A 20,066-nucleotide genomic window follows, 5' to 3' on the forward strand; every position below is an offset into this window, starting at 1 on the left:
CGTCAAATAATACGCTTATAACTCAAATAGTTATCTACTAGCATGACCACACAATGACAGAATAATTTTCTTTTTATGACAGCGAAATCGCAGAGCAAAACGATCGTTTGTCATCTATCGCCTCCCCAGATATTGCGCACAAGATCGGCGAAAAACAGCAGGTAAAAATAAAAAAGGGCCGCCGCCGGCAGCCCTTTGCAAAAGAGATAATACGTTACTCAACCGTGACCGATTTCGCCAGGTTACGCGGCTGATCAACGTCAGTGCCTTTGATCAGCGCAACGTGATAAGCCAGCAGCTGCAGCGGTACGGTGTAGAAGATAGGCGCGATGCTCTCTTCGACATGCGGCATCTCAATGATGTGCATGTTGTCGCTGCCGTTGAAGCCGGCGTCACCGTCGGCGAAAACGTACAGCTCACCGCCGCGGGCGCGAACCTCTTCGATGTTGGATTTCAGTTTTTCCAGCAGCTCATTGTTCGGCGCCACTACGATCACCGGCATTTCCGCATCAATCAGCGCCAGCGGGCCGTGCTTAAGCTCGCCTGCCGCGTAGGCTTCCGCATGAATATAGGAGATCTCTTTCAGCTTCAGCGCCCCTTCCATAGCGATCGGGTACTGATCGCCGCGGCCAAGGAACAGCGCATGATGCTTATCAGAGAAACGCTCTGCCAGCTGCTCAATACGCTTGTCCTGGGAGAGCATCTGCTCGATACGGTTCGGCAGCGCCTGCAGGCCGTGGACGATATCATGCTCAATGGGCGCATCCTGGCCTTTCAATCGCGCCAGTTTCGCCACCAGCATCAGCAGCACCGTCAGCTGAGTGGTAAAGGCCTTGGTCGAGGCCACGCCAATTTCCGTTCCGGCTTTGGTCATCAGCGCCAGATCGGATTCACGTACCAGCGACGAGCCCGGCACGTTGCAGATGGCCAGCGAGCCGAGATAGCCCAGCTCTTTCGACAAACGCAGCGCCGCCAGGGTATCGGCGGTTTCACCAGACTGGGAAAGGGTGATCATCAGGCTGTTACGACGCACCGCAGACTTCCGATAGCGGAATTCGGAGGCGATTTCCACATCGCACGGCACGCCGGCTAACGCCTCGAACCAGTAGCGGGAAACCATTCCGGAGTTATAGGAGGTCCCGCAGGCAACAATCTGAATATGTTCAACCTGAGCCAGCATTTCATTGGCGTTCGGCCCCAGCTCGCTGAGATCGACTTCGCCGTGGCTGATACGCCCGGTCAGGGTGTTCTTAATCGCATTCGGCTGTTCGAAAATCTCTTTCTGCATATAGTGGCGATAGATACCTTTATCGCCGGCATCATATTGCAGATTGGATTCGATCTCCTGGCGCTTCACTTGCGCAGCGGATTTATCGAAAATCACTACCGAGCGACGAGTCACTTCCGCAATGTCGCCTTCTTCAAGGAAGATGAAGCGGCGGGTAACCGGCAGCAGCGCCAGCTGGTCGGAGGCGATAAAGTTTTCCCCCATGCCCAGACCGATAACCAGCGGGCTACCGGAGCGGGCCGCCAGCAGGGTACCCGGGTCGCGGGTATCCATGATCACGGTGCCGTAGGCGCCGCGCAGCTGCGGGATGGCGCGCAGCACGGCTTCACGCAAGGTTCCACCTTGTTCCAGCTCCCAGTGCACCAGATGGGCGATAACTTCGGTATCGGTCTCAGTGACGAAGACATAGCCGCGAGACTGCAGCAATGCGCGCAGCGGCTCGTGGTTTTCGATGATCCCGTTATGGACCACCACAATGTGTTCAGAAACATGCGGATGCGCATTGCTCTCAGACGGTTCGCCGTGCGTCGCCCAGCGAGTATGGGCGATCCCGGTACCACCGTGTAACGGTTGCTCTTCGACCGCCTGAGCCAGCATCTGTACCTTACCCAGGCGACGCACGCGGGTCATATGACCTTCGCTGTCGACTACCGCCAGACCGGCAGAGTCATAGCCACGGTATTCCAGACGACGTAAACCTTCGAGAAGGATTTCAGCAATATCACGCTGCGCGACTGCGCCAACAATTCCACACATAGTTAAATTTCCTGATAATGGCGATATGCCATGCGTTGTCGCTGACCTGTATTTGCCCGTTTTCCGGGCGCCCCGAGCCTTGTAGAGAGTGGGGTTATTGTTATGGTACTGCCTGCGGACGGGGATCTATGTTGACCCTCTCATCCTGGTTCGCCGGGCGTTGTACACCCCCGGCGACAATTCTGTTCATTTTTTCTTCACCGGACGCTGCCAGCCCTGCTTATGGACCTGCGGCACGCGGCTCAACACCAGTTCGTTATCGGCGATATTGCGTGTGACGGTGGTGCCGGCGGCGATAGTGACGCCGTTGCCTACCGTAACCGGGGCCACCAGCTGGGTATCCGAGCCGACAAAGACATCGTCGCCAATAATCGTTTTATGTTTATTCGCGCCATCATAGTTGCAGGTGATGGTGCCCGCGCCGATATTGACGTTATCACCGATCTCCGCATCGCCCAGATAGGTCAGATGACCCGCCTTGGAGCCTTTGCCGAGACGCGCTTTTTTCATTTCCACGAAGTTGCCAACGTGGGCGCCTTCCAGCAGTTCGGCGCCCGGGCGCAGACGGGCAAATGGGCCGATGGTGCAGGCCGCCTGCAGCTGGGCAACTTCCACCACGCTGTAGGGGCTGATTTCGCAATCATCGCCGATGGTGCTGTTTTTGATCACGCAGCCGGCGCCGATTTTCACACGATCGCCCAACACCACGTTGCCTTCCAGAATAACGTTAGTATCGATCTCTACATCGCGCCCGTGCTGCAGCGTACCGCGCAGATCGAAACGCGCCGGATCGCGCAGCATCACTCCCGCCAGCAGCAGCTTTTCCGCTTGCTCAGCCTGGTAGACGCGCTCCAGGCGCGCAAGCTGCAGGCGGTTGTTGACGCCTTCGACTTCGCTCAGGCGCTGGGGATGCACGGCAACGATCTCGCGACCTTCCTGATGCGCCATGGCGATGATATCGGTGATGTAGTATTCGCCCTGGGCGTTGTTATTGGTGAGATTCGCCAGCCAGCGCTTGAGGTCCGCTCCGCCGGCGATCAGGATCCCAGTGTTAATTTCCTGAATCTGGCGCTGCGCCTCGCTGGCATCTTTGTGCTCAACGATGCCCGTCACCTGGCCATTTTCACGGGTAATGCGGCCGTAGCCGGTTGGATCATCCAGCTTCACGGTCAGCAGACCAATCCCGCCCTGCGGCTTCGCGGCGCGCAGGCGCTGTAGCGTCTCGACGGAGATCAGCGGCACATCGCCGTAGAGCATCAGGATGTCTTCATCATCATTGAAGAACGGCGCCGCCTGCTGCATGGCGTGCCCGGTTCCAAGCTGCTCGGCCTGCAGCACCCAGTTCAGGTTGTCTTCATGCAGCGTCTGACGCAGCAGATCGCCACCGTGGCCATACACCAGGTGTACCGCACATGCGCCTAAATCGTTAGCGGCATCAATGACATGCTGCACCATTGGCTTCCCGGCCAGGGTATGCAGCACCTTAGGAAGATCGGAATACATGCGGGTCCCTTTGCCTGCGGCAAGGATAACCACGCTCATCGCACTATTTGACATACTCATCCTGACGGTAGTTAGAACGAAAAGTAAAAGCCTTTCACGTTGAAATTTCTACATATTTTTCATCATAAAACGAGACGTGGAGAAAACGTCCAGGCTCACTGCTATACACCATTTTATGACGCTATTTTTAACCACTGCAAATCAGTTTAACGCTGAAAAAGGAGGGCAGGGAGGATAATCATTGACTATCTCACTGCTTTTGCTGTTTTTTCGCCACCTGAATAAAGCCGCTGCGGAAAGCGATTTTCAGTACCCACAGCGGGAAGAACCAGGATAATCGTCGCCAGTCGCTGGCGGGGGAGGGCGGCAAAGTGATTGATGTAGCGATAAAAAACGAAAGGCCACCGTCAGGTGACCTTCTTTGCCCGGTTTCACATCGCCAGTGTTGTCGTTTTCATGGGCGATACGTCGTGTCAGCGGGGGGATAGCGCGGAGCTTAGAAGCTCAGGACGCTAAATTTAGCGATGATTTTATGGAACAGTTTCATGATGATTTCCTGACGCAGGTGCAGTTTGATAACGCTATTTTATGTGATATGCATCACATAAAATAGAGTCTACGCTTCATCATTTAACTAATCAATAACAATTAAGGGTGAATTCTGTTTTCACTTCATCCGCTCGTCAGCAGCTGGGCATAAAAAAAGCCAGCCTGGAAACCAGACTGGCTTTTTACGTTCAAGCCGGTGTTACATCGCTTTTTTGGTCAACTCGATAACGCGCAGTTTAGCGATCGCTTTGGCCAGTTCCGCAGACGCCTGAGCGTAATCCACATCGCCGTGAGAGCTCTTAATGTGCTCTTCCGCTTTGCGTTTCGCTTCCAGCGCTCGCGCTTCGTCGAGGTCCTGACCACGAATTGCGGTATCCGCCAGGACGGTCACGCTGCCAGGCTGCACTTCAAGAATGCCGCCGGACAGATAGATAAACTCTTCATGACCGTGCTGTTTAACGATGCGAATCATACCAGGCTTAATGGCGGTGAGCAGCGGTGCGTGTCCCGGGTAAATACCCAGTTCACCTTCGCTACCCGTTACCTGGATTTTTTCGACCAGACCAGAGAACATTTGTTGCTCTGCGCTGACGACGTCCAGGTGGTAAGTCATTGCCATATCACCCTCCGATTAAGGCGTTAAAGTTTTTTGGCTTTTTCCACGGCTTCGTCGATGGAACCGACCATGTAGAACGCCTGCTCTGGCAGGTGATCGTATTCGCCTTCCATGATGCCTTTAAAGCCACGGATGGTGTCTTTCAGCGCCACGTATTTGCCCGGAGAACCGGTAAAGACTTCAGCCACGAAGAACGGCTGGGACAGGAAGCGCTGGATCTTACGTGCGCGAGCTACCACCAGTTTGTCTTCTTCAGACAGTTCGTCCATACCGAGGATGGCGATGATGTCTTTCAGTTCCTGATAACGCTGCAGGATGGACTGCACGCCACGCGCGGTGTCGTAGTGTTCCTGACCAACAACCAGCGGATCCAGCTGACGGCTGGTGGAGTCCAGCGGGTCAACGGCCGGGTAGATACCCAGGGAAGCGATCTGACGGCTCAGTACTACGGTTGCATCTAAGTGAGCAAAGGTAGTGGCTGGGGATGGGTCAGTTAAGTCATCCGCCGGTACGTATACCGCCTGTACGGAGGTGATAGAACCGGTTTTGGTGGAGGTGATACGTTCCTGCAGAACGCCCATCTCTTCCGCCAGGGTCGGCTGATAACCTACCGCTGAAGGCATACGACCCAGCAGTGCGGATACTTCCGTACCGGCCAGGGTGTAACGATAGATGTTATCGACGAACAGCAGTACGTCACGACCTTCGTCACGGAATTTCTCAGCCATGGTCAGGCCGGTCAGCGCAACGCGCAGACGGTTTCCCGGCGGCTCGTTCATCTGGCCGTACACCAGGGATACTTTATCGATAACGTTGGAGTCGGTCATTTCGTGGTAGAAGTCGTTACCCTCACGAGTACGCTCACCTACGCCCGCAAACACGGAGTAACCGGAGTGCTCGATCGCGATGTTACGGATCAGCTCCATCATGTTTACGGTTTTACCGACACCCGCACCACCGAACAGACCGACTTTACCGCCCTTCGCGAACGGACACATCAGGTCGATAACTTTGATGCCGGTTTCCAGCAGTTCCTGAGAGCTGGACAGCTCTTCATAGGACGGCGCTGCGCGGTGGATAGCCCAACGCTCTTCTTCGCCGATGTCGCCTTTCATGTCGACCGGTTGACCCAGTACGTTCATGATACGACCCAGCGTAGCTTTACCAACCGGGACTTCGATCGGGTGCTCGAGGTCTTTTACATCCAGACCGCGGCGCAGACCATCGGAAGAACCCATGGCGATGGTACGCACGATACCGCCGCCCAGCTGCTGCTGAACTTCCAGCACCAGAACTTCATTACCATTCTGTACCTCAAGGGCTTCGTACACGCGTGGTACGGCATCCTGAGGGAACTCGACGTCGACCACGGCGCCGATTACCTGGACAATCTTTCCAGTAGCCATCTTAAATCCTCTACGAAATAACCTGGTTAAACCGCGGCGGCCCCCGAGACGATCTCGGTGAGTTCCTGAGTAATGCTGGCCTGACGAGCTTTGTTGTATACCAACTGCAGCTCTTTAATCAGGCTGCCGCCATTATCGGTCGCGGCTTTCATCGCCACCATACGGGCGGCCTGCTCGCTGGCCAGGTTTTCAACCACGCCCTGATAAACCTGAGACTCGACGTAGCGGCGCAGGAGGGTATCCAGCAGCGCTTTCGGATCGGGCTCATACAGGTAATCCCAGGATTTACGTTTCAGATCAGCGTCTTCTGATGCCGGTAACGGCAGCAGCTGAGTGATCGTCGGAACCTGAGACATGGTGTTAATAAATTTGTTGCTGACAACGTACAGCTTGTCCAGACGGCCTTCATCATAGGCCTGCAACATCACTTTTACCGGGCCGATCAGTTCGGACAGGGATGGGTTATCCCCCATACCGGTCACCTGTGCAACAACGTTGCCGCCAACGGAGTTAAAGAAAGAGACGCCCTTAGAGCCGATCATTGCGAGGTCGCACTGAACGCCTTTATCGGACCATGCTTTCATTTCCGCCAGCAGTTTCTTGAACAGGTTAATGTTCAAGCCGCCGCACAAACCACGGTCGGTCGACACCACCAGGTAGCCCACGCGCTTAACGTCGCGTTCTTCCAGGTAAGGGTGCTTATATTCCAGATTACCGTTCGCAAGGTGACCAATCACTTTGCGCATAGTATCTGCGTAAGGACGGCTGGCCGCCATGCGCTCCTGCGATTTACGCATTTTGGAAGCGGCGACCATCTCCATCGCTTTAGTGATCTTTTGCGTGTTCTGGACGCTTGCGATCTTACTACGTATCTCTTTTGCGCCGGCCATGAGCTTCTCCTCAATGCCTTGCGGCCTGCCCTAAGACAGACCGCCAGACGTTACCAGGACTGGGTTGCTTTGAAGGAATCGAGGATGCCTTTCAGCTTGCCTTCGATTTCGTCGTTATAGCCACCGGACTGGTTAATCTCTTGCATCAGCGGAGCGTGATCACGGTCGACGTAAGCCAGCAGTGCGGCTTCGAAGCTACCGATTTTCGCCAGTTCTACATCAGCCAGATAACCACGTTCTGCTGCGAACAGAACCAGAGACTGCTGCGCGACGGACATCGGCGCATACTGTTTCTGTTTCAGCAGTTCGGTCACTTTCTGACCGTGGTCCAGCTGTTTGCGGGTTGCATCGTCGAGGTCGGATGCAAACTGGGAGAACGCCGCCAGTTCACGATACTGCGCCAGCGCGGTACGGATACCACCGGACAGTTTCTTCATGATCTTGGTCTGCGCTGCACCACCCACACGGGATACCGAGATACCCGGGTTAACCGCAGGACGAATACCGGCGTTGAACAGGTTGGTTTCCAGGAAGATCTGACCATCGGTAATGGAGATTACGTTGGTCGGAACGAACGCGGAAACGTCACCCGCCTGGGTTTCGATAATCGGCAGCGCGGTCAGAGAACCGGTTTTCCCTTTCACTTCACCTTTGGTGAAGGCTTCAACGTATTCGGCGTTAACACGCGCAGCACGCTCCAGCAGACGAGAGTGGAGGTAGAATACGTCGCCCGGGAACGCTTCACGTCCTGGCGGACGACGGAGCAGCAGGGAGATCTGACGATAAGCAACAGCCTGTTTAGACAGGTCATCGTAAACGATCAGCGCATCTTCACCGCGGTCGCGGAAGTATTCGCCCATTGCGCAACCGGCGTATGGCGCCAGGTATTGCAGTGCAGCAGATTCGGATGCAGTCGCTACCACCACGATGGTGTTAGCCAGCGCGCCGTGCTCTTCCAGTTTACGCACCACGTTAGAGATGGTGGACGCTTTCTGGCCGATAGCAACATAGACGCACTTGATGCCGGAATCACGCTGGTTGATGATGGCATCGATAGCCAGCGCAGTTTTACCGGTCTGACGGTCGCCGATGATCAGTTCACGCTGACCACGACCGATTGGGATCATGGCGTCAACGGATTTATAACCGGTCTGTACCGGCTGATCAACGGACTGACGTTCGATTACGCCCGGCGCGATCGCTTCAACGGCGGAGAAACCGTCGTTTTCCAGCGGACCTTTACCATCAATTGGCGCGCCCAGGGTGTTAACCACGCGGCCCAGCAGGCCACGACCAACCGGAACTTCCAGGATACGGCCAGTACATTTCACCTTCATGCCTTCGGCGAGGTCAGCGTACGGACCCATCACCACCGCACCGACGGAGTCGCGCTCCAGGTTCAGTGCGATAGCGTAACGGTTACCCGGCAGGGAGATCATCTCACCCTGCATACATTCGGCAAGGCCGTGGATGCGGATAACACCGTCACTTACAGAAACAATAGTACCTTCGTTATGAGCTTCGCTCACAACATTGAACTGAGCAATGCGCTGCTTGATCAGTTCGCTGATTTCGGTGGAATTCAGTTGCATGCTCCAGTCCCCTTAAGACTGCAAGACGTCTGCAAGGCGATCAAGACGGCCGCGTACGCTGCCATCAATGACCATATCACCCGCACGGATGATAATACCTGCCATAACAGACTTATCGATTTTGCAATTCAGCTTAACTTTGCGTGACAGACGTTTTTCCATCGCGCTGACGATCCTGGCAAGCTGTTCATCACTCAGTTGGTTGGCAGATATGACTTCTACCTCTGCTATGGCCTCACTGGCCGCGCGCAGGTGAATGAATTGCTCAAGAACGTCCGGGAGCACCTTCAGACGATTATTTTCCGCCATCACCTTAATCAGGTTCTGGCCGTTTTCGTCAAGTTGCTCGCCGCAGATAGCGATAAACGCTTCTGAGAGCGTTTCCGGCGCCAAAGCACCGGAGAGAAGCTCTGCCATTTGATCGTTTTTGGTCACTTCGGCGGCAAACGCCAGCATATCCTGCCAGCGTTCAACACTGTTGTGTTCGACGGCAAAGTCAAAAGCTGCTTTGGCGTAGGGGCGAGCTACCGTTACAAATTCAGACATCAGCCCCTCCCTCCTTACAGTTCAGCGACAAGTTTATCCACGATGTCGCTGTTAGCAGCTTCATCCACGGAACGTTCGATGATCTTCTCGGCGCCAGCAACAGCCAGGATAGCGACCTGCTTACGCAGCTCCTCGCGTGCACGTTTACGCTCAGCATCAATTTCAGCCTGCGCTTGTGCAACGATTTTGGTGCGTTCCTGTTCTGCTTCAGCTTTAGCTTCGTCCAGAATCTGAGAGCGGCGCTTGTTCGCCTGCTCAATGATTACCTGGGCTTCCGCTTTCGCTTTTTTCAGCTGGTCGGTCGCGTTGGCCTGTGCAAGGTCCAAATCTTTCTTAGCGCGTTCTGCAGAAGCTAAACCGTCAGAAATCTCTTTCTGGCGTTTTTCGATGGCAGCCATTAAAGGCGGCCATACGTACTTCATGCAGAACCATACGAAGATAACAAACGCGATGGCCTGGCCGAGGATTGTTGCGTTCATGTTCACAGCACAATACCTCTTTAATTAACTCTGTGGCTTAGGTTTCTAACAACTTACTACGCGACGGCGAACATCACGTACAGACCCAGACCTACAGCGATCATCGGGATAGCATCCACCAGACCCATAACGATAAAGAACTGAGTACGCAGCAGAGGGATCAGATCCGGCTGACGCGCTGCGCCTTCCAGGAATTTACCTCCGAGGATGCCGATACCGATCGCAGCACCGATTGCCGCCAGACCCATCATCACAGCGGCAGCCATGTACAGCAGATCCATATTCAGGTTTTCCATGACAGTCTCCAGTTTGTTTCAGTTAAAACGTAGTAGTGTTGGTAAAAATCAATGCTCTTCAGACGCCATCGACAGATAGACAATCGTCAGAACCATGAAGATGAAGGCTTGCAGCGTAATAATCAGGATGTGGAAAATGGCCCAAGGCACATTCAGAACCCACTGTGACCACCACGGCAACAGACCAGCAATCAGAATGAAAATCAGCTCACCGGCATACATGTTGCCGAACAGTCGCAGACCGAGAGAGACCGGTTTGGACAGCAGGCTTACCCCTTCAAGGATTAAGTTGACAGGAATGAACGCCCAGTGATTGAACGGCTGCATGGTCAGTTCTTTAACGAACCCACCCACGCCTTTCATTTTGATGCTGTAGAAAAGAATCAGGATGAACACGCCAAGCGCCATCGACAGGGTGATGTTCACGTCAGCAGACGGAACCACGCGCAGTGCAGGCAGGCCGAAAATGTGTTCGCCGATATAAGGAAGCAGGTCGATTGGCAGCAGGTCCATCAGGTTCATCAGGAAGACCCAGACGAACACGGTCAGCGCCAGCGGCGCGATAACCTTGCTCTTGCCATGGTACATGTCTTTGACGCTACCATGGACGAAGCCGATGATCATTTCGATGAAGGTCTGGAATTTCCCTGGTACGCCGCTGGTCGCTTTCTTAGCAACGCTACGGAACATGGCCAGGAACAGCAGACCGAGAACCACCGAGAAGAACATGGAGTCAATGTTGAGCGTCCAGAAGGTGGCCGGGGGGTTGTGCGGATCCACCAGCGAGAAAGTACGCAGGTCAATCTGAAGGTTGTTCAGATGGTGACCTATGTATTCCTGCGGCGTCATATTTTCTGAAGCCATGATGCCTTTTACCCTTTGTTGTTGATTACAGCTGGCGCCAGAACTTGTACCACCAGCACCAAAACCCACGTCACGATCAGTGGCAAAAATACCACTTTTAAAACGGCCAGCGCCACCGCCAGGAGGGCGAAGGTCAGCAACACCTTGAAGGCTTCACCGAAGGCGAAGGTCCAGGCCACACGGCCTTTTGCTGGTGTATGCGCCTGATGACGCCAGGCAAAAATCATAAACATCAGATTTGGCAAAACCACTGCCAAACCGCCGCATACCGCGGAAATGCCCCAGAAGGGGTCTTTGAGGCTGAACAGCAGTCCACTTGCCATTACTGCCAGTAACTGAATAAACAGAAGCTTGCGAGCAACGTTTCGACTCAAGAGCGACACTGACATCACGTTTTTACTCCTGCTCCCTTTGAGGTATGTCGCGTGTCGTATAAAACGTCCTTTAAGACGAAGAGTCAAGCATCAAAAAGCGGACAAATTATACGGTGACGCCCCGTGATTTCAAACAATAAGTAGCAAAATAGTGAATAAATGTTTAATTATTTTCCAACGGACAACTTTCCGCGCATTTCAGCGTTCTGTGAGCGGTCATACAAAACTGCAAATAACGTGGAAACACGGCAATTAAAGCGTGCATTAGATCACATAATAAACATTTCAAGCGCCCTTTAATGAATCAAGGACATAAAACACTATTTTTCATGCTTTTGATATTCAAGATAAAAAGTGAGGACATTATCTAAAACAACCCCACATACAATAAAAACCTTTTATTGACATTTATAATAAAAATTTAACATCGCTATGCTGTTTATCGTTGTCGATTTTTAGCACCCTGATATTTTCAAAGTTGACTATTTTGTCAGTGAATCAGTTACGCTAAGTTAACCGCAAGAAAAACCATAGTAAAAACATGGTTAAATGCAGCCCGATTAGAACGGGAGGTGTCCTTTATTTTTGTAACATTCACGGGCCACATTTTTTCCACATTTTTTGATAAAAATTAACTCGATTTTGGCGTAATCACCACCAGGTGCCGCTCCCCTTCCAGCTGAGGAACATGTAGCTCAATGACCTCGGCTATGGCATACCCTTCCGGCAGGTTTTCCATTTCATCTTTTTGCGCTAACCCTTTGAGCGCATAGAAGTGACCGTTCGCGGCCGGCAAATGATGGCACCAGCTCACCATATCATTAAGCGATGCGAAGGCGCGGCTTATCACGCCATCAAACGGCGGCTCAGCCGGGAAAGCTTCCACGCGGCTCTGCACCGGGGTAACGTTATCCAGCTTCAGCTCATGCTGCACCTGACGCAGGAAGCGCACGCGTTTGCCAAGGCTGTCCAGCAGGGTGAAATGCGACTCCGGGCGCACGATAGCCAACGGGATCCCAGGCAGCCCCGGTCCCGTACCGACATCGATAAAGCGTGAGCCCTGCAGATAAGGCGCGACGACGATGCTGTCCAGGATATGACGCACCAGCATCTCATTTGGATCGCGAACGGAGGTCAGGTTATAGGCTTTGTTCCACTTATCGAGCAGCCCGACGTAAGCCACCAGCTGATTTTTCTGGTGATCGGTGAGCAAAATACCCGCTTCATCCAGCAGACGAGAAAGTTTGTTGAGCACGGTAAGTACCTTCAAAAAATAATGAGCCCGGAGGCGCTAACGCTTACCGGGCCAGGAATGATAAAGGCGAACGCTGATTATGCAACTGGGAAATCAGCGCGGCAGGCTGCCGCAATCAGGCGCTGCGACGCAGCATCCCCTGCTTTTTCAACCAAACCAGCAAAATAGAGATCGCCGCCGGGGTGATCCCGGAAATACGTGACGCCTGCCCTATCGACGACGGTTTATGGTCGTTTAGTTTAGCGATCACTTCATTAGACAGTCCGGTGACCTGACGGTAGTCGAGTGTCGCCGGTAACAAGGTATTCTCGTTGCGCTGCTGTTTCTCGATCTCATCCTGCTGGCGCGCGATATAGCCTTCATACTTCACCTGGATCTCAACCTGCTCAGCCGCCTGCCGATCTTCCAGCCCCGGCGCGAACGGCGAGAGCTGAACCAGCTGCTCGTAGGTCATTTCCGGACGACGCAGCAGATCTTCACCGCTGGCTTCGCGCGACAGCGGCGCGGTCAGGTGAGCGTTCACTTCGTTAGCGCTCTCAGCCTGAGGGTTCACCCAGGTCGATTTCAGGCGCTGGCGTTCACGCTCAATGCTTTCCAGCTTCTCGTTGTAACGCGCCCAGCGTTCATCATCCACCAGACCCAGTTCACGCCCCTGCTCAGTCAGACGCAGGTCGGCGTTGTCTTCGCGCAGCATCAGACGATATTCAGCACGAGAGGTAAACATGCGGTACGGTTCTTTGGTACCCAGAGTACACAGGTCATCCACCAGCACGCCGAGGTAGGCCTGATCGCGACGCGGTGCCCAGCCCTCTTTTTCCGCCGAGAAACGAGCTGCGTTAAGACCGGCCAGCAGACCCTGAGCCGCAGCTTCTTCATAACCGGTGGTGCCGTTGATCTGACCGGCGAAGAACAGACCCTGAATGAATTTGCTCTCGAGCGTCGGCTTCAGATCGCGCGGGTCGAAGAAATCGTACTCAATAGCGTAGCCAGGACGGACGATCCGCGCATTCTCCATCCCCTGCATCGAGCGGACGATTTGCATTTGCACATCGAACGGCAGGCTGGTGGAGATGCCGTTCGGATAAATTTCGTTTGAGGTCAGGCCTTCCGGTTCGAGGAAGATCTGATGTTGGTTGCGATCGGCAAAACGCATGACTTTGTCTTCGATCGACGGGCAGTAGCGTGGACCGATCCCTTCGATCACCCCGGCGTACATGGGGCTGCGATCGAGGTTATTGCGGATCACGTCATGGGTTTTCTCGTTAGTGTGGGTGATATAGCACGGCACCTGACGCGGATGCTGATCGGCAGATCCCATAAACGAGAAGACCGGCATTGGGTTATCGCCATGCTGTTGCGCCAGCACGCTGAAATCGATGGTGCGCGCGTCAATGCGCGGCGGGGTTCCGGTTTTCAGCCGGCTCACGCGCAGCGGCAGTTCACGCAGGCGACGAGACAGCGGGATCGACGGCGGGTCGCCGGCGCGTCCGCCGCTGTAGTTATCCAGACCAATATGGATTTTGCCGTCAAGGAAGGTCCCGACGGTCAGTACCACCGCTTTGGCTCGGAATTTGAGGCCCATCTGGGTGACCGCACCTACGACACGATCGTTTTCGACAATCAGATCTTCCACTGCCTGCTGGAAGATCATCAGGTTCGGCTGGTTCTCCAGCGCAGTGCGTACCGCCTGACGGTACAGCACGCGGTCAGCCTGGGCGCGAGTGGCGCGCACCGCGGGGCCTTTGCTGGCGTTTAGTATCCTAAACTGAATGCCTGCCTGATCGATCGCTTTGGCCATCAGACCGCCGAGCGCGTCCACTTCTTTTACCAGGTGTCCTTTCCCAATGCCGCCAATCGCCGGGTTGCAGCTCATCTGCCCCAGCGTGTCGATATTGTGTGTCAAAAGCAGGGTCTGTTGACCCATACGCGCTGCGGCCATTGCGGCCTCAGTGCCTGCGTGACCCCCGCCAATGATAATGACGTCAAAAGGATCCTGATAAAACATGGTGGTCTGCCTCGCATAACGCGGTTTGAAAATGGATTGAAGCCCGGGCCGTGGATTCTACTCGGCTTTGGTCTTTTGAGAAAGACTCCGGGATCCTGAGTATTAAAAAGAAGATCTTTATATAGAGATCTGTTCTATTGTGATCTCTTATTAGGATCGACTTTCTTTGTGGATAAGTCGGATCCACGAAGTAAGATCAAAAGCTTAAGAAGGATCACTATCTGTGAATGATCGGTGATCCTGGTCCGTATAAGCTGGGATCAGAATGAAGGGTTATGCACAGCTCAAAAACCATACTCCGGTTATTCTTTGGATAACTACCGGTTGATCCAAGCTTTTAAGCATGGTTATCCACAGAAGAACGGACGATCTTTACAATTCTCAGAGCAAATTTTTCCAGGATCCCAGCCAGATTTCCGCCGGATCCTCCGGAATATCATGTTCCAGCACGTTGATCTTCAGGGTCTCGCCGATCTGTTTTGCCCCGCAGGCCTTCAGCGCCGCTTCTAATTTATCGATCGCGCCGCAAAAAGTGTCGTATTCACGGCTGCCGATCCCGATGGCGCCAAAGCGCACGGCGGAAAGATCGGCCTGCTGCGCCAGCAGTGCGTCATAGAAGGGAACCAGGTTGTCGGGAATGTCGCCGGCGCCATGGGTGGAAGAGATAACTAACCAGATCCCTTGCGCCTGCAGATCGTCCACCAGCGGGCCGTGCTGGATTTCAGTGCTGTAGCCTGCTTCTTCCAGCTTTTCTGCCAGATGCTCCGCTACGTATTCCGCACTGCCCAGGGTGCTGCCGCTGATAAGTGTAATGTCTGCCATAGATCGCCGATCGCCCGCTCAACTGTTCAGAGTGGCGTATTGTACGCTGTGAGCGAGCTGGGATCTACCTGTGGAAAAATGTGGGATTAAAAAAAACGATCAGGGCTTAATGGTGCGCATGATCGGGTTCTGCAGCACGATCAGGGTTTCAGTGGACTGAATTTCATCAATTGTTTGGATCTTGTTGATAAGTACCTGCTGCAGGGCATCGATGGATTTACACATCACCTTAATAAAGATGCTGTAGTGACCGGTGGTGTAGTAAGCCTCGGTCACCTCCTCCAGGCTTTCCAGGCGGGCGAGGGCGGAGGGATAGTCTTTGGCGCTCTTGAGAATAATGCCGATGAAGCAGCCGACGTCATAGCCCAGCTGTTTGGGGCTGACGTCAATGCGCGCGCCAGTAATGATGCCCGCCTGTTTCATCTTTTCGACGCGCACATGAATAGTACCCGGGCTGACGCTGAATTGTTTGGCCAGTTCGGCATAGGCGGTACGGGCGTTGGCCATGAGCGCATCGAGAATGCCGCGGTCCAGATTGTCGATCTGATAATTTTCCATATCTTTTTCTTATGAAGTTTGACGGTTCTTACTATTTTAGCTCTATATTTTGTTGAATTAAAAGTTGATGAGCCTTTTTATTGATTGATTATTGTATTGGCGGCCTGTTTTGTTGCTTAATCAATGGCAACAGGACGCAGGAGTCATAAAAATGAAAACCGCTTATATCGCAAAACAACGCCAGATCAGTTTCGTTAAATCCCATTTTTCCCGCCAGCTGGAAGAGAAGCTTGGCCTGATTGAAGTCCAGGCGCCAATCTTAAGCCGCGTGGGCGATGGGACGCAGGATAACTTGTCCGGCTGCGAGAAAGCGGTTCAGGTGAAAGTGAAAACACTGCCCGACGCCCAGTTCGAAGTGGTTCATTCGCTGGCGAAATGGAAGCGTCAAACCCTGGGACAACACGACTTCAGCGCGGGCGAAGGGCTGTACACGCACATGAAGGCCCTTCGCCCCGATGAAGACCGTCTTACGCCGATCCACTCCGTCTATGTCGACCAGTGGGACTGGGAGCGGGTGATGGGGGATGAAGAGCGCCACGTCGGCACGCTGAAGGCGACCGTCGAAGCGATCTACGCCGGGATCAAAGCCACCGAGCTGGCGGTCAGCCAGGAATTTGGCCTGACGCCGTTCCTGCCGGAACAGATCCACTTTGTTCACAGCCAGGCGCTGCTGAGTCGCTATCCGGATCTTGATGCCAAAGGCCGCGAGCGAGCGATTGCCAAAGAGCTGGGCGCCGTCTTCTTAATCGGCATCGGCGGCAAACTCTCTGATGGCAAGCGCCATGATGTACGTGCCCCGGATTATGATGACTGGAGCACTGAGGTTTCTGAAGGCTTTGCCGGACTGAACGGCGATATCCTGGTGTGGAACCCGGTGCTGGAAGATGCGTTCGAGATCTCATCAATGGGGATCCGCGTTGACGCCGCGGCGCTAAAACGCCAGCTGGCGCTGACTGGCGACGAAGATCGCCTGCAACTGGAGTGGCACCAGGCGCTGCTGCGCGGCGAGATGCCGCAGACTATCGGCGGCGGCATTGGCCAGTCTCGCCTGACGATGCTGCTGCTGCAGCTCGACCATATCGGCCAGGTGCAGTGCGGCGTATGGCCGGCACAGGTTCGCGAAAGCGTTCCCGCGCTGCTGTAACGATTAGCGCCGCCAGCGTCGCAGCAGGCGGCTACGCAACCCGGTATCAAAGCGCCAGATATGATCGAAGATGCGCATGATGCCGGGTTTGCCGTGTACCGACATCGCCACCGCGTGAAAACGGTGCTGATGCTTTCGCTGTAGCTCCCCCACCTGCGCAATCACCTCATCCGGCAACCGCTGGGCAATAAAGTCTGAGATCACCACGGCATCCGCATCCACCCACTGCGGGTTTTGCAGACGTTCAATAATGGCGCGAAAACAGCTGGCCAGATCGGTGCCGCCGCGAAAGCGCTGGCTCAGAAAGCGGATCGCCTGCTCCAGGCCGCCCTCGCAGGTCAGTTCGTAGTGCACCACTTCGCTGGAGAACAGCATAATAAAGCAGCGGCGGTTATCCGCCAGCGCGACGCGCATCAGGGCCAGACAAAAGGCTTTGGCGCACTGCTCGTTAAAACCGCCCATCGATCCTGACGTATCGACGCAGACAATAAAGGGCCCGCGAGGCTGTTCATCAAAATCCTGCCGCGTCACCGGGCGTTCGGTGATTTTTTCGCGCCAGGCGTCACCGTGCAGCCGGTAAGTCAGGAGCTGTTTCTCCACCAGCTTGCGATAAAATTCAAACTCCAGCTCCGTGATGCCGAGCGTCGCCAGCTCCGGCGGCAGCAGGCGCAGAATGTCATCGCTCTGCTGGAGGCCGTCGACCTGTTCCGGCACCGTCGCTGGCTCGCGCACCAGGCTACGGAAGGTCTCCATCGGCGCGTCTTTCTTCGGCACGGATTTCGCTTCCCGTGAACGCCCCAACTGTTCCGCCAGCTGCAGCAGCTCCGGCTGCTGGTTAAGAAAATCGCCATAGCGCACGATCAGCTGATAGTCGCCACGTTTCAGTTCGCCGGCACTCATATCCCACAGGCGTCCGGCGGCGGTGTCATTCTCCGCCAGCACCGGATCGAGCTGACCGCTGAGTGTCATTCGTTCCTGGACCTCACTAAGCAACTGATCGCGCTCCTCATCCAGCAACTGCTGGTTAAGGCTGGTGGCTTGCACCACCAGGCTCAGGCGCCAGCGCTGTAAAAACAGCGTATGCAGCGCCGGGGTAAAGGTAGCATTGTCGTCCACCAGCTTCTGCGCCTGGGCGGCAAAAGGGGACTGGAGCTGGTGCAGCTTGCCGAGGATCTGCGGTAGCTGGACGATAAACTGTGAGGTAGAGAGCAGTTGAGCCTGCTGATAGGTTTGTACTTCGGCGTCCAGATCCGGCGGGATGTTAACCTCTTTTAAGCGGGCGCGAACGGCTTCCCGCCAGCGCGGAATATCCGCCGCGATGATGTTTTTCAGGCGGGGAAATTTCTCAAAGAAAACCGCCAGCTGCGGAGAGGCCAGCAGCGCCAGCAGCATCTCCTCGATCATTCCCTCTTCGCTGACTGCCAGCATGACATTCAGCATATCCAGCGTCATGGCTGCTTCGCCTGTTTAATCTGCGCGCCGACGTCCTGCAGGCTGGCTTCGATTCTTCCCAGCCACTCGACCGGGATAAACAGGCACTTCTGCTGCTCGCTGAAGCGGTTATGTTGCTGGTGCCACTCATCGTCCAGCGCCTCCAGCTGCTGGCGAATTTCCGCCGGCATGTTCTCCTGCGACGCGCTGCCGGGCAGCGCGAGGCGTGAGCCCTGCAGGCTGACGTCGCGAACGACCAGATGCTGGCTGGTGTCGACATCCATATTGAGCAGTTGGGCAAAGCCGATCCCGTTGAGCTTGCCGCGGATCTCGCCGCCTTTTTCCAGCCAGCTGGCTAACGCCTCGCGCTCAAAAGTAATGTGGATCACTTCCATATCGTGAAGTTTGAGCGGCTGCTGCAGCAGCAGGGTCAGGGTGGATCCCTGGATCTCCGCCGGCAGCTCATAGTGCGGCTTGCGGCTAAACATGCCGCCAAGGCGGGTGACCTTTAGCGCCGTTTTGTCACTTTGCTGCTGTTGGATCTGAATGCGTCGCTGCACAATCGCCCCGAGCCGCGTCAGCATTGCCTGCTGCTGCCAGGCGTGGCAGGTCATCAGCGTTTCCAGCTGCTGCGACATCAGGTGCATGCTCTCGACGTTGTGCCACAGACAATCTTTCAGCAGGATAAGATCTATCGGCGCGATGCTGTCGCGGCCGCTGAAGAAGGCGCTGGCCTGCAGCAGGCGAATGGCCTTTTTCCAGCGGCGATCTGAAACGTACGGCGCGTTTGGCAGGGCATCCAGCTGCTGGCGCAGCTGGAATATCAGCTCAAACACCGCGTCCGGTAGTTTGATATTGCCGATCTGCTGCTGCCATTGCGTAAACTCCTCGTCGCTTACCTGCAGCGCGCTGGGCACCGGATTGCTGTTTTCATCCTGCTGGCTGACCAGCATCGAACGGAAATTTCCTTTATCCTGCACTTTATCAAGCCACAGACGGATCAGCATTCGGTCATACAGCGCTTCCAGGCTGCTGTCGGCTTCGGGGAGTTCGTTCGAGGCGGCCACCAGCAGGCGCATTGGGATTTTCTCTTCGTGAGCGCCATTGCGGAAGTGACGTTCGTTAATCGCCGTCAGCAGGGTGTTGAGGATAGCCGGACCCGCTTTCCATATTTCATCGAGGAACACGATTTCTGCTTCCGGCAGGTAGCCGGCGGTTAAACGCTCGTAGCGCCCTTCATCTTTCAGCGCCTGAATGGACAGTGGGCCAAAAACCTCTTCCGGGGTGGAAAAGCGGGTCATCAGGTATTCAAAAGCGCGCGCCTGCTGGAAGGCGAACTTGAGGCGGCGGGCAATCAGGCTTTTGGCGATCCCCGGCGGACCGAGCAAAAATACGCTCTCGCCGCTGAGCGCCGCCAGCAGGCACAGGCGTATCGCGTGGCTGCGTTCAAAGAGTCCTTTTTCGAGTGCCGCGCTGAGTCGGGAAATTCTTTCAGCCAGTAAATGTGTTTGAGCCATAATTGAGTTGCGTGCTTTGTCATGTATCGTTATTGGGACGAGTATAGATGTTAGAGCAGGGGCGGTAATAGCCTGAAGAATCGATTTATTTTTTTTGAGCCAGGTTAATATGGTGTCTGTTAGGGGTACGATTTCACAAATAATCGTGCATACTGTGCGCTTTTTGTGGGCCAAG

18 protein-coding genes are annotated in these 20,066 nt (G+C 54.7%); 1 reads left to right on the forward strand and 17 read right to left on the reverse strand.

The window, feature by feature from the left end:
• Positions 1-214: 214 nt before the first annotated feature.
• The 15 genes from glmS to asnC form a co-directional block, all read right to left on the reverse strand.
• Positions 215-2,044 carry a glutamine--fructose-6-phosphate transaminase (isomerizing) gene (gene glmS, locus ACLH1I_RS23160; RefSeq protein ID WP_198079981.1) on the reverse strand — a complete coding sequence of 610 codons (1,830 nt, stop codon included), beginning with the start codon at positions 2,042-2,044 and terminating at the stop codon, positions 215-217.
• Between the two features lie 186 nt (positions 2,045-2,230).
• Entirely contained in the window at positions 2,231-3,601 is a 1,371-nt protein-coding gene (glmU, locus tag ACLH1I_RS23165) for a bifunctional UDP-N-acetylglucosamine diphosphorylase/glucosamine-1-phosphate N-acetyltransferase GlmU (protein ID WP_198079979.1), read from the reverse strand.
• A gap of 694 nt (positions 3,602-4,295) precedes the next feature.
• Complete coding sequence (locus ACLH1I_RS23170) at positions 4,296-4,715, reverse strand: F0F1 ATP synthase subunit epsilon (RefSeq protein ID WP_001251971.1); 420 nt, start codon at positions 4,713-4,715, stop codon at positions 4,296-4,298.
• Between the two features lie 20 nt (positions 4,716-4,735).
• On the reverse strand, positions 4,736-6,118 hold the full coding sequence (gene atpD / locus ACLH1I_RS23175; RefSeq protein ID WP_004144997.1) for a F0F1 ATP synthase subunit beta: 1,383 nt from the start codon (positions 6,116-6,118) through the stop codon (positions 4,736-4,738).
• 26 nt (positions 6,119-6,144) lie between these two features.
• Positions 6,145-7,008, reverse strand: coding sequence for a F0F1 ATP synthase subunit gamma (atpG, locus tag ACLH1I_RS23180; protein WP_004144996.1), 864 nt, complete (start codon positions 7,006-7,008; stop codon positions 6,145-6,147).
• A gap of 50 nt (positions 7,009-7,058) precedes the next feature.
• Positions 7,059-8,600: a F0F1 ATP synthase subunit alpha gene (gene atpA, locus ACLH1I_RS23185; RefSeq protein WP_004144995.1), complete on the reverse strand. Its 1,542-nt coding sequence runs from the start codon at positions 8,598-8,600 to the stop codon at positions 7,059-7,061.
• Between the two features lie 12 nt (positions 8,601-8,612).
• Complete coding sequence (gene atpH, locus ACLH1I_RS23190; protein WP_004202307.1) at positions 8,613-9,146, reverse strand: F0F1 ATP synthase subunit delta; 534 nt, start codon at positions 9,144-9,146, stop codon at positions 8,613-8,615.
• 14 nt (positions 9,147-9,160) lie between these two features.
• The gene (gene atpF, locus ACLH1I_RS23195; RefSeq protein ID WP_004107293.1) at positions 9,161-9,631 is read right to left on the reverse strand and encodes a F0F1 ATP synthase subunit B; all 471 of its coding nucleotides are present in this window, start codon (positions 9,629-9,631) and stop codon (positions 9,161-9,163) included.
• A 50-nt stretch (positions 9,632-9,681) separates the two neighbouring features.
• Positions 9,682-9,921, reverse strand: a complete 240-nt coding sequence (gene atpE / locus ACLH1I_RS23200) for a F0F1 ATP synthase subunit C (protein WP_000429386.1) — start codon at positions 9,919-9,921, stop codon at positions 9,682-9,684.
• A 48-nt stretch (positions 9,922-9,969) separates the two neighbouring features.
• Positions 9,970-10,785: a F0F1 ATP synthase subunit A gene (gene atpB / locus ACLH1I_RS23205; protein ID WP_004202309.1), complete on the reverse strand. Its 816-nt coding sequence runs from the start codon at positions 10,783-10,785 to the stop codon at positions 9,970-9,972.
• An 8-nt stretch (positions 10,786-10,793) separates the two neighbouring features.
• Positions 10,794-11,174 (reverse strand): F0F1 ATP synthase subunit I, encoded by a 381-nt coding sequence (gene atpI / locus ACLH1I_RS23210; RefSeq protein WP_004202310.1) that lies wholly within the window; start codon positions 11,172-11,174, stop codon positions 10,794-10,796.
• Between the two features lie 616 nt (positions 11,175-11,790).
• A complete protein-coding gene (gene rsmG, locus ACLH1I_RS23215) occupies positions 11,791-12,414 on the reverse strand; it encodes a 16S rRNA (guanine(527)-N(7))-methyltransferase RsmG (protein ID WP_004202311.1) in 624 nt (207 codons plus the stop codon).
• 115 nt (positions 12,415-12,529) lie between these two features.
• Positions 12,530-14,419 carry a tRNA uridine-5-carboxymethylaminomethyl(34) synthesis enzyme MnmG gene (gene mnmG, locus ACLH1I_RS23220; RefSeq protein WP_004202313.1) on the reverse strand — a complete coding sequence of 630 codons (1,890 nt, stop codon included), beginning with the start codon at positions 14,417-14,419 and terminating at the stop codon, positions 12,530-12,532.
• A gap of 381 nt (positions 14,420-14,800) precedes the next feature.
• Positions 14,801-15,241: an FMN-binding protein MioC gene (gene mioC / locus ACLH1I_RS23225; protein WP_032456775.1), complete on the reverse strand. Its 441-nt coding sequence runs from the start codon at positions 15,239-15,241 to the stop codon at positions 14,801-14,803.
• 99 nt (positions 15,242-15,340) lie between these two features.
• Positions 15,341-15,799, reverse strand: a complete 459-nt coding sequence (gene asnC, locus ACLH1I_RS23230) for a transcriptional regulator AsnC (protein ID WP_002882510.1) — start codon at positions 15,797-15,799, stop codon at positions 15,341-15,343.
• 151 nt (positions 15,800-15,950) lie between these two features.
• Here asnC and asnA point away from each other — a divergent pair, with 151 nt between their 5' ends.
• The gene (asnA, locus tag ACLH1I_RS23235) at positions 15,951-16,943 is read left to right on the forward strand and encodes an aspartate--ammonia ligase (protein WP_004202316.1); all 993 of its coding nucleotides are present in this window, start codon (positions 15,951-15,953) and stop codon (positions 16,941-16,943) included.
• 3 nt (positions 16,944-16,946) lie between these two features.
• Here asnA and viaA read toward each other — a convergent pair whose 3' ends face one another.
• Entirely contained in the window at positions 16,947-18,395 is a 1,449-nt protein-coding gene (gene viaA / locus ACLH1I_RS23240; RefSeq protein ID WP_004202317.1) for an ATPase RavA stimulator ViaA, read from the reverse strand.
• Positions 18,392-19,891: an ATPase RavA gene (gene ravA / locus ACLH1I_RS23245; RefSeq protein ID WP_004202318.1), complete on the reverse strand. Its 1,500-nt coding sequence runs from the start codon at positions 19,889-19,891 to the stop codon at positions 18,392-18,394. Before ravA ends, viaA begins: the two co-directional genes overlap by 4 nt.
• Positions 19,892-20,066 lie beyond the last annotated feature (175 nt).

The sequence above is a fragment of the Klebsiella sp. 1SOBk10mer genome (assembly GCF_046602535.1).
GTDB classification, from domain to species: domain Bacteria; phylum Pseudomonadota; class Gammaproteobacteria; order Enterobacterales; family Enterobacteriaceae; genus Klebsiella; species Klebsiella quasipneumoniae.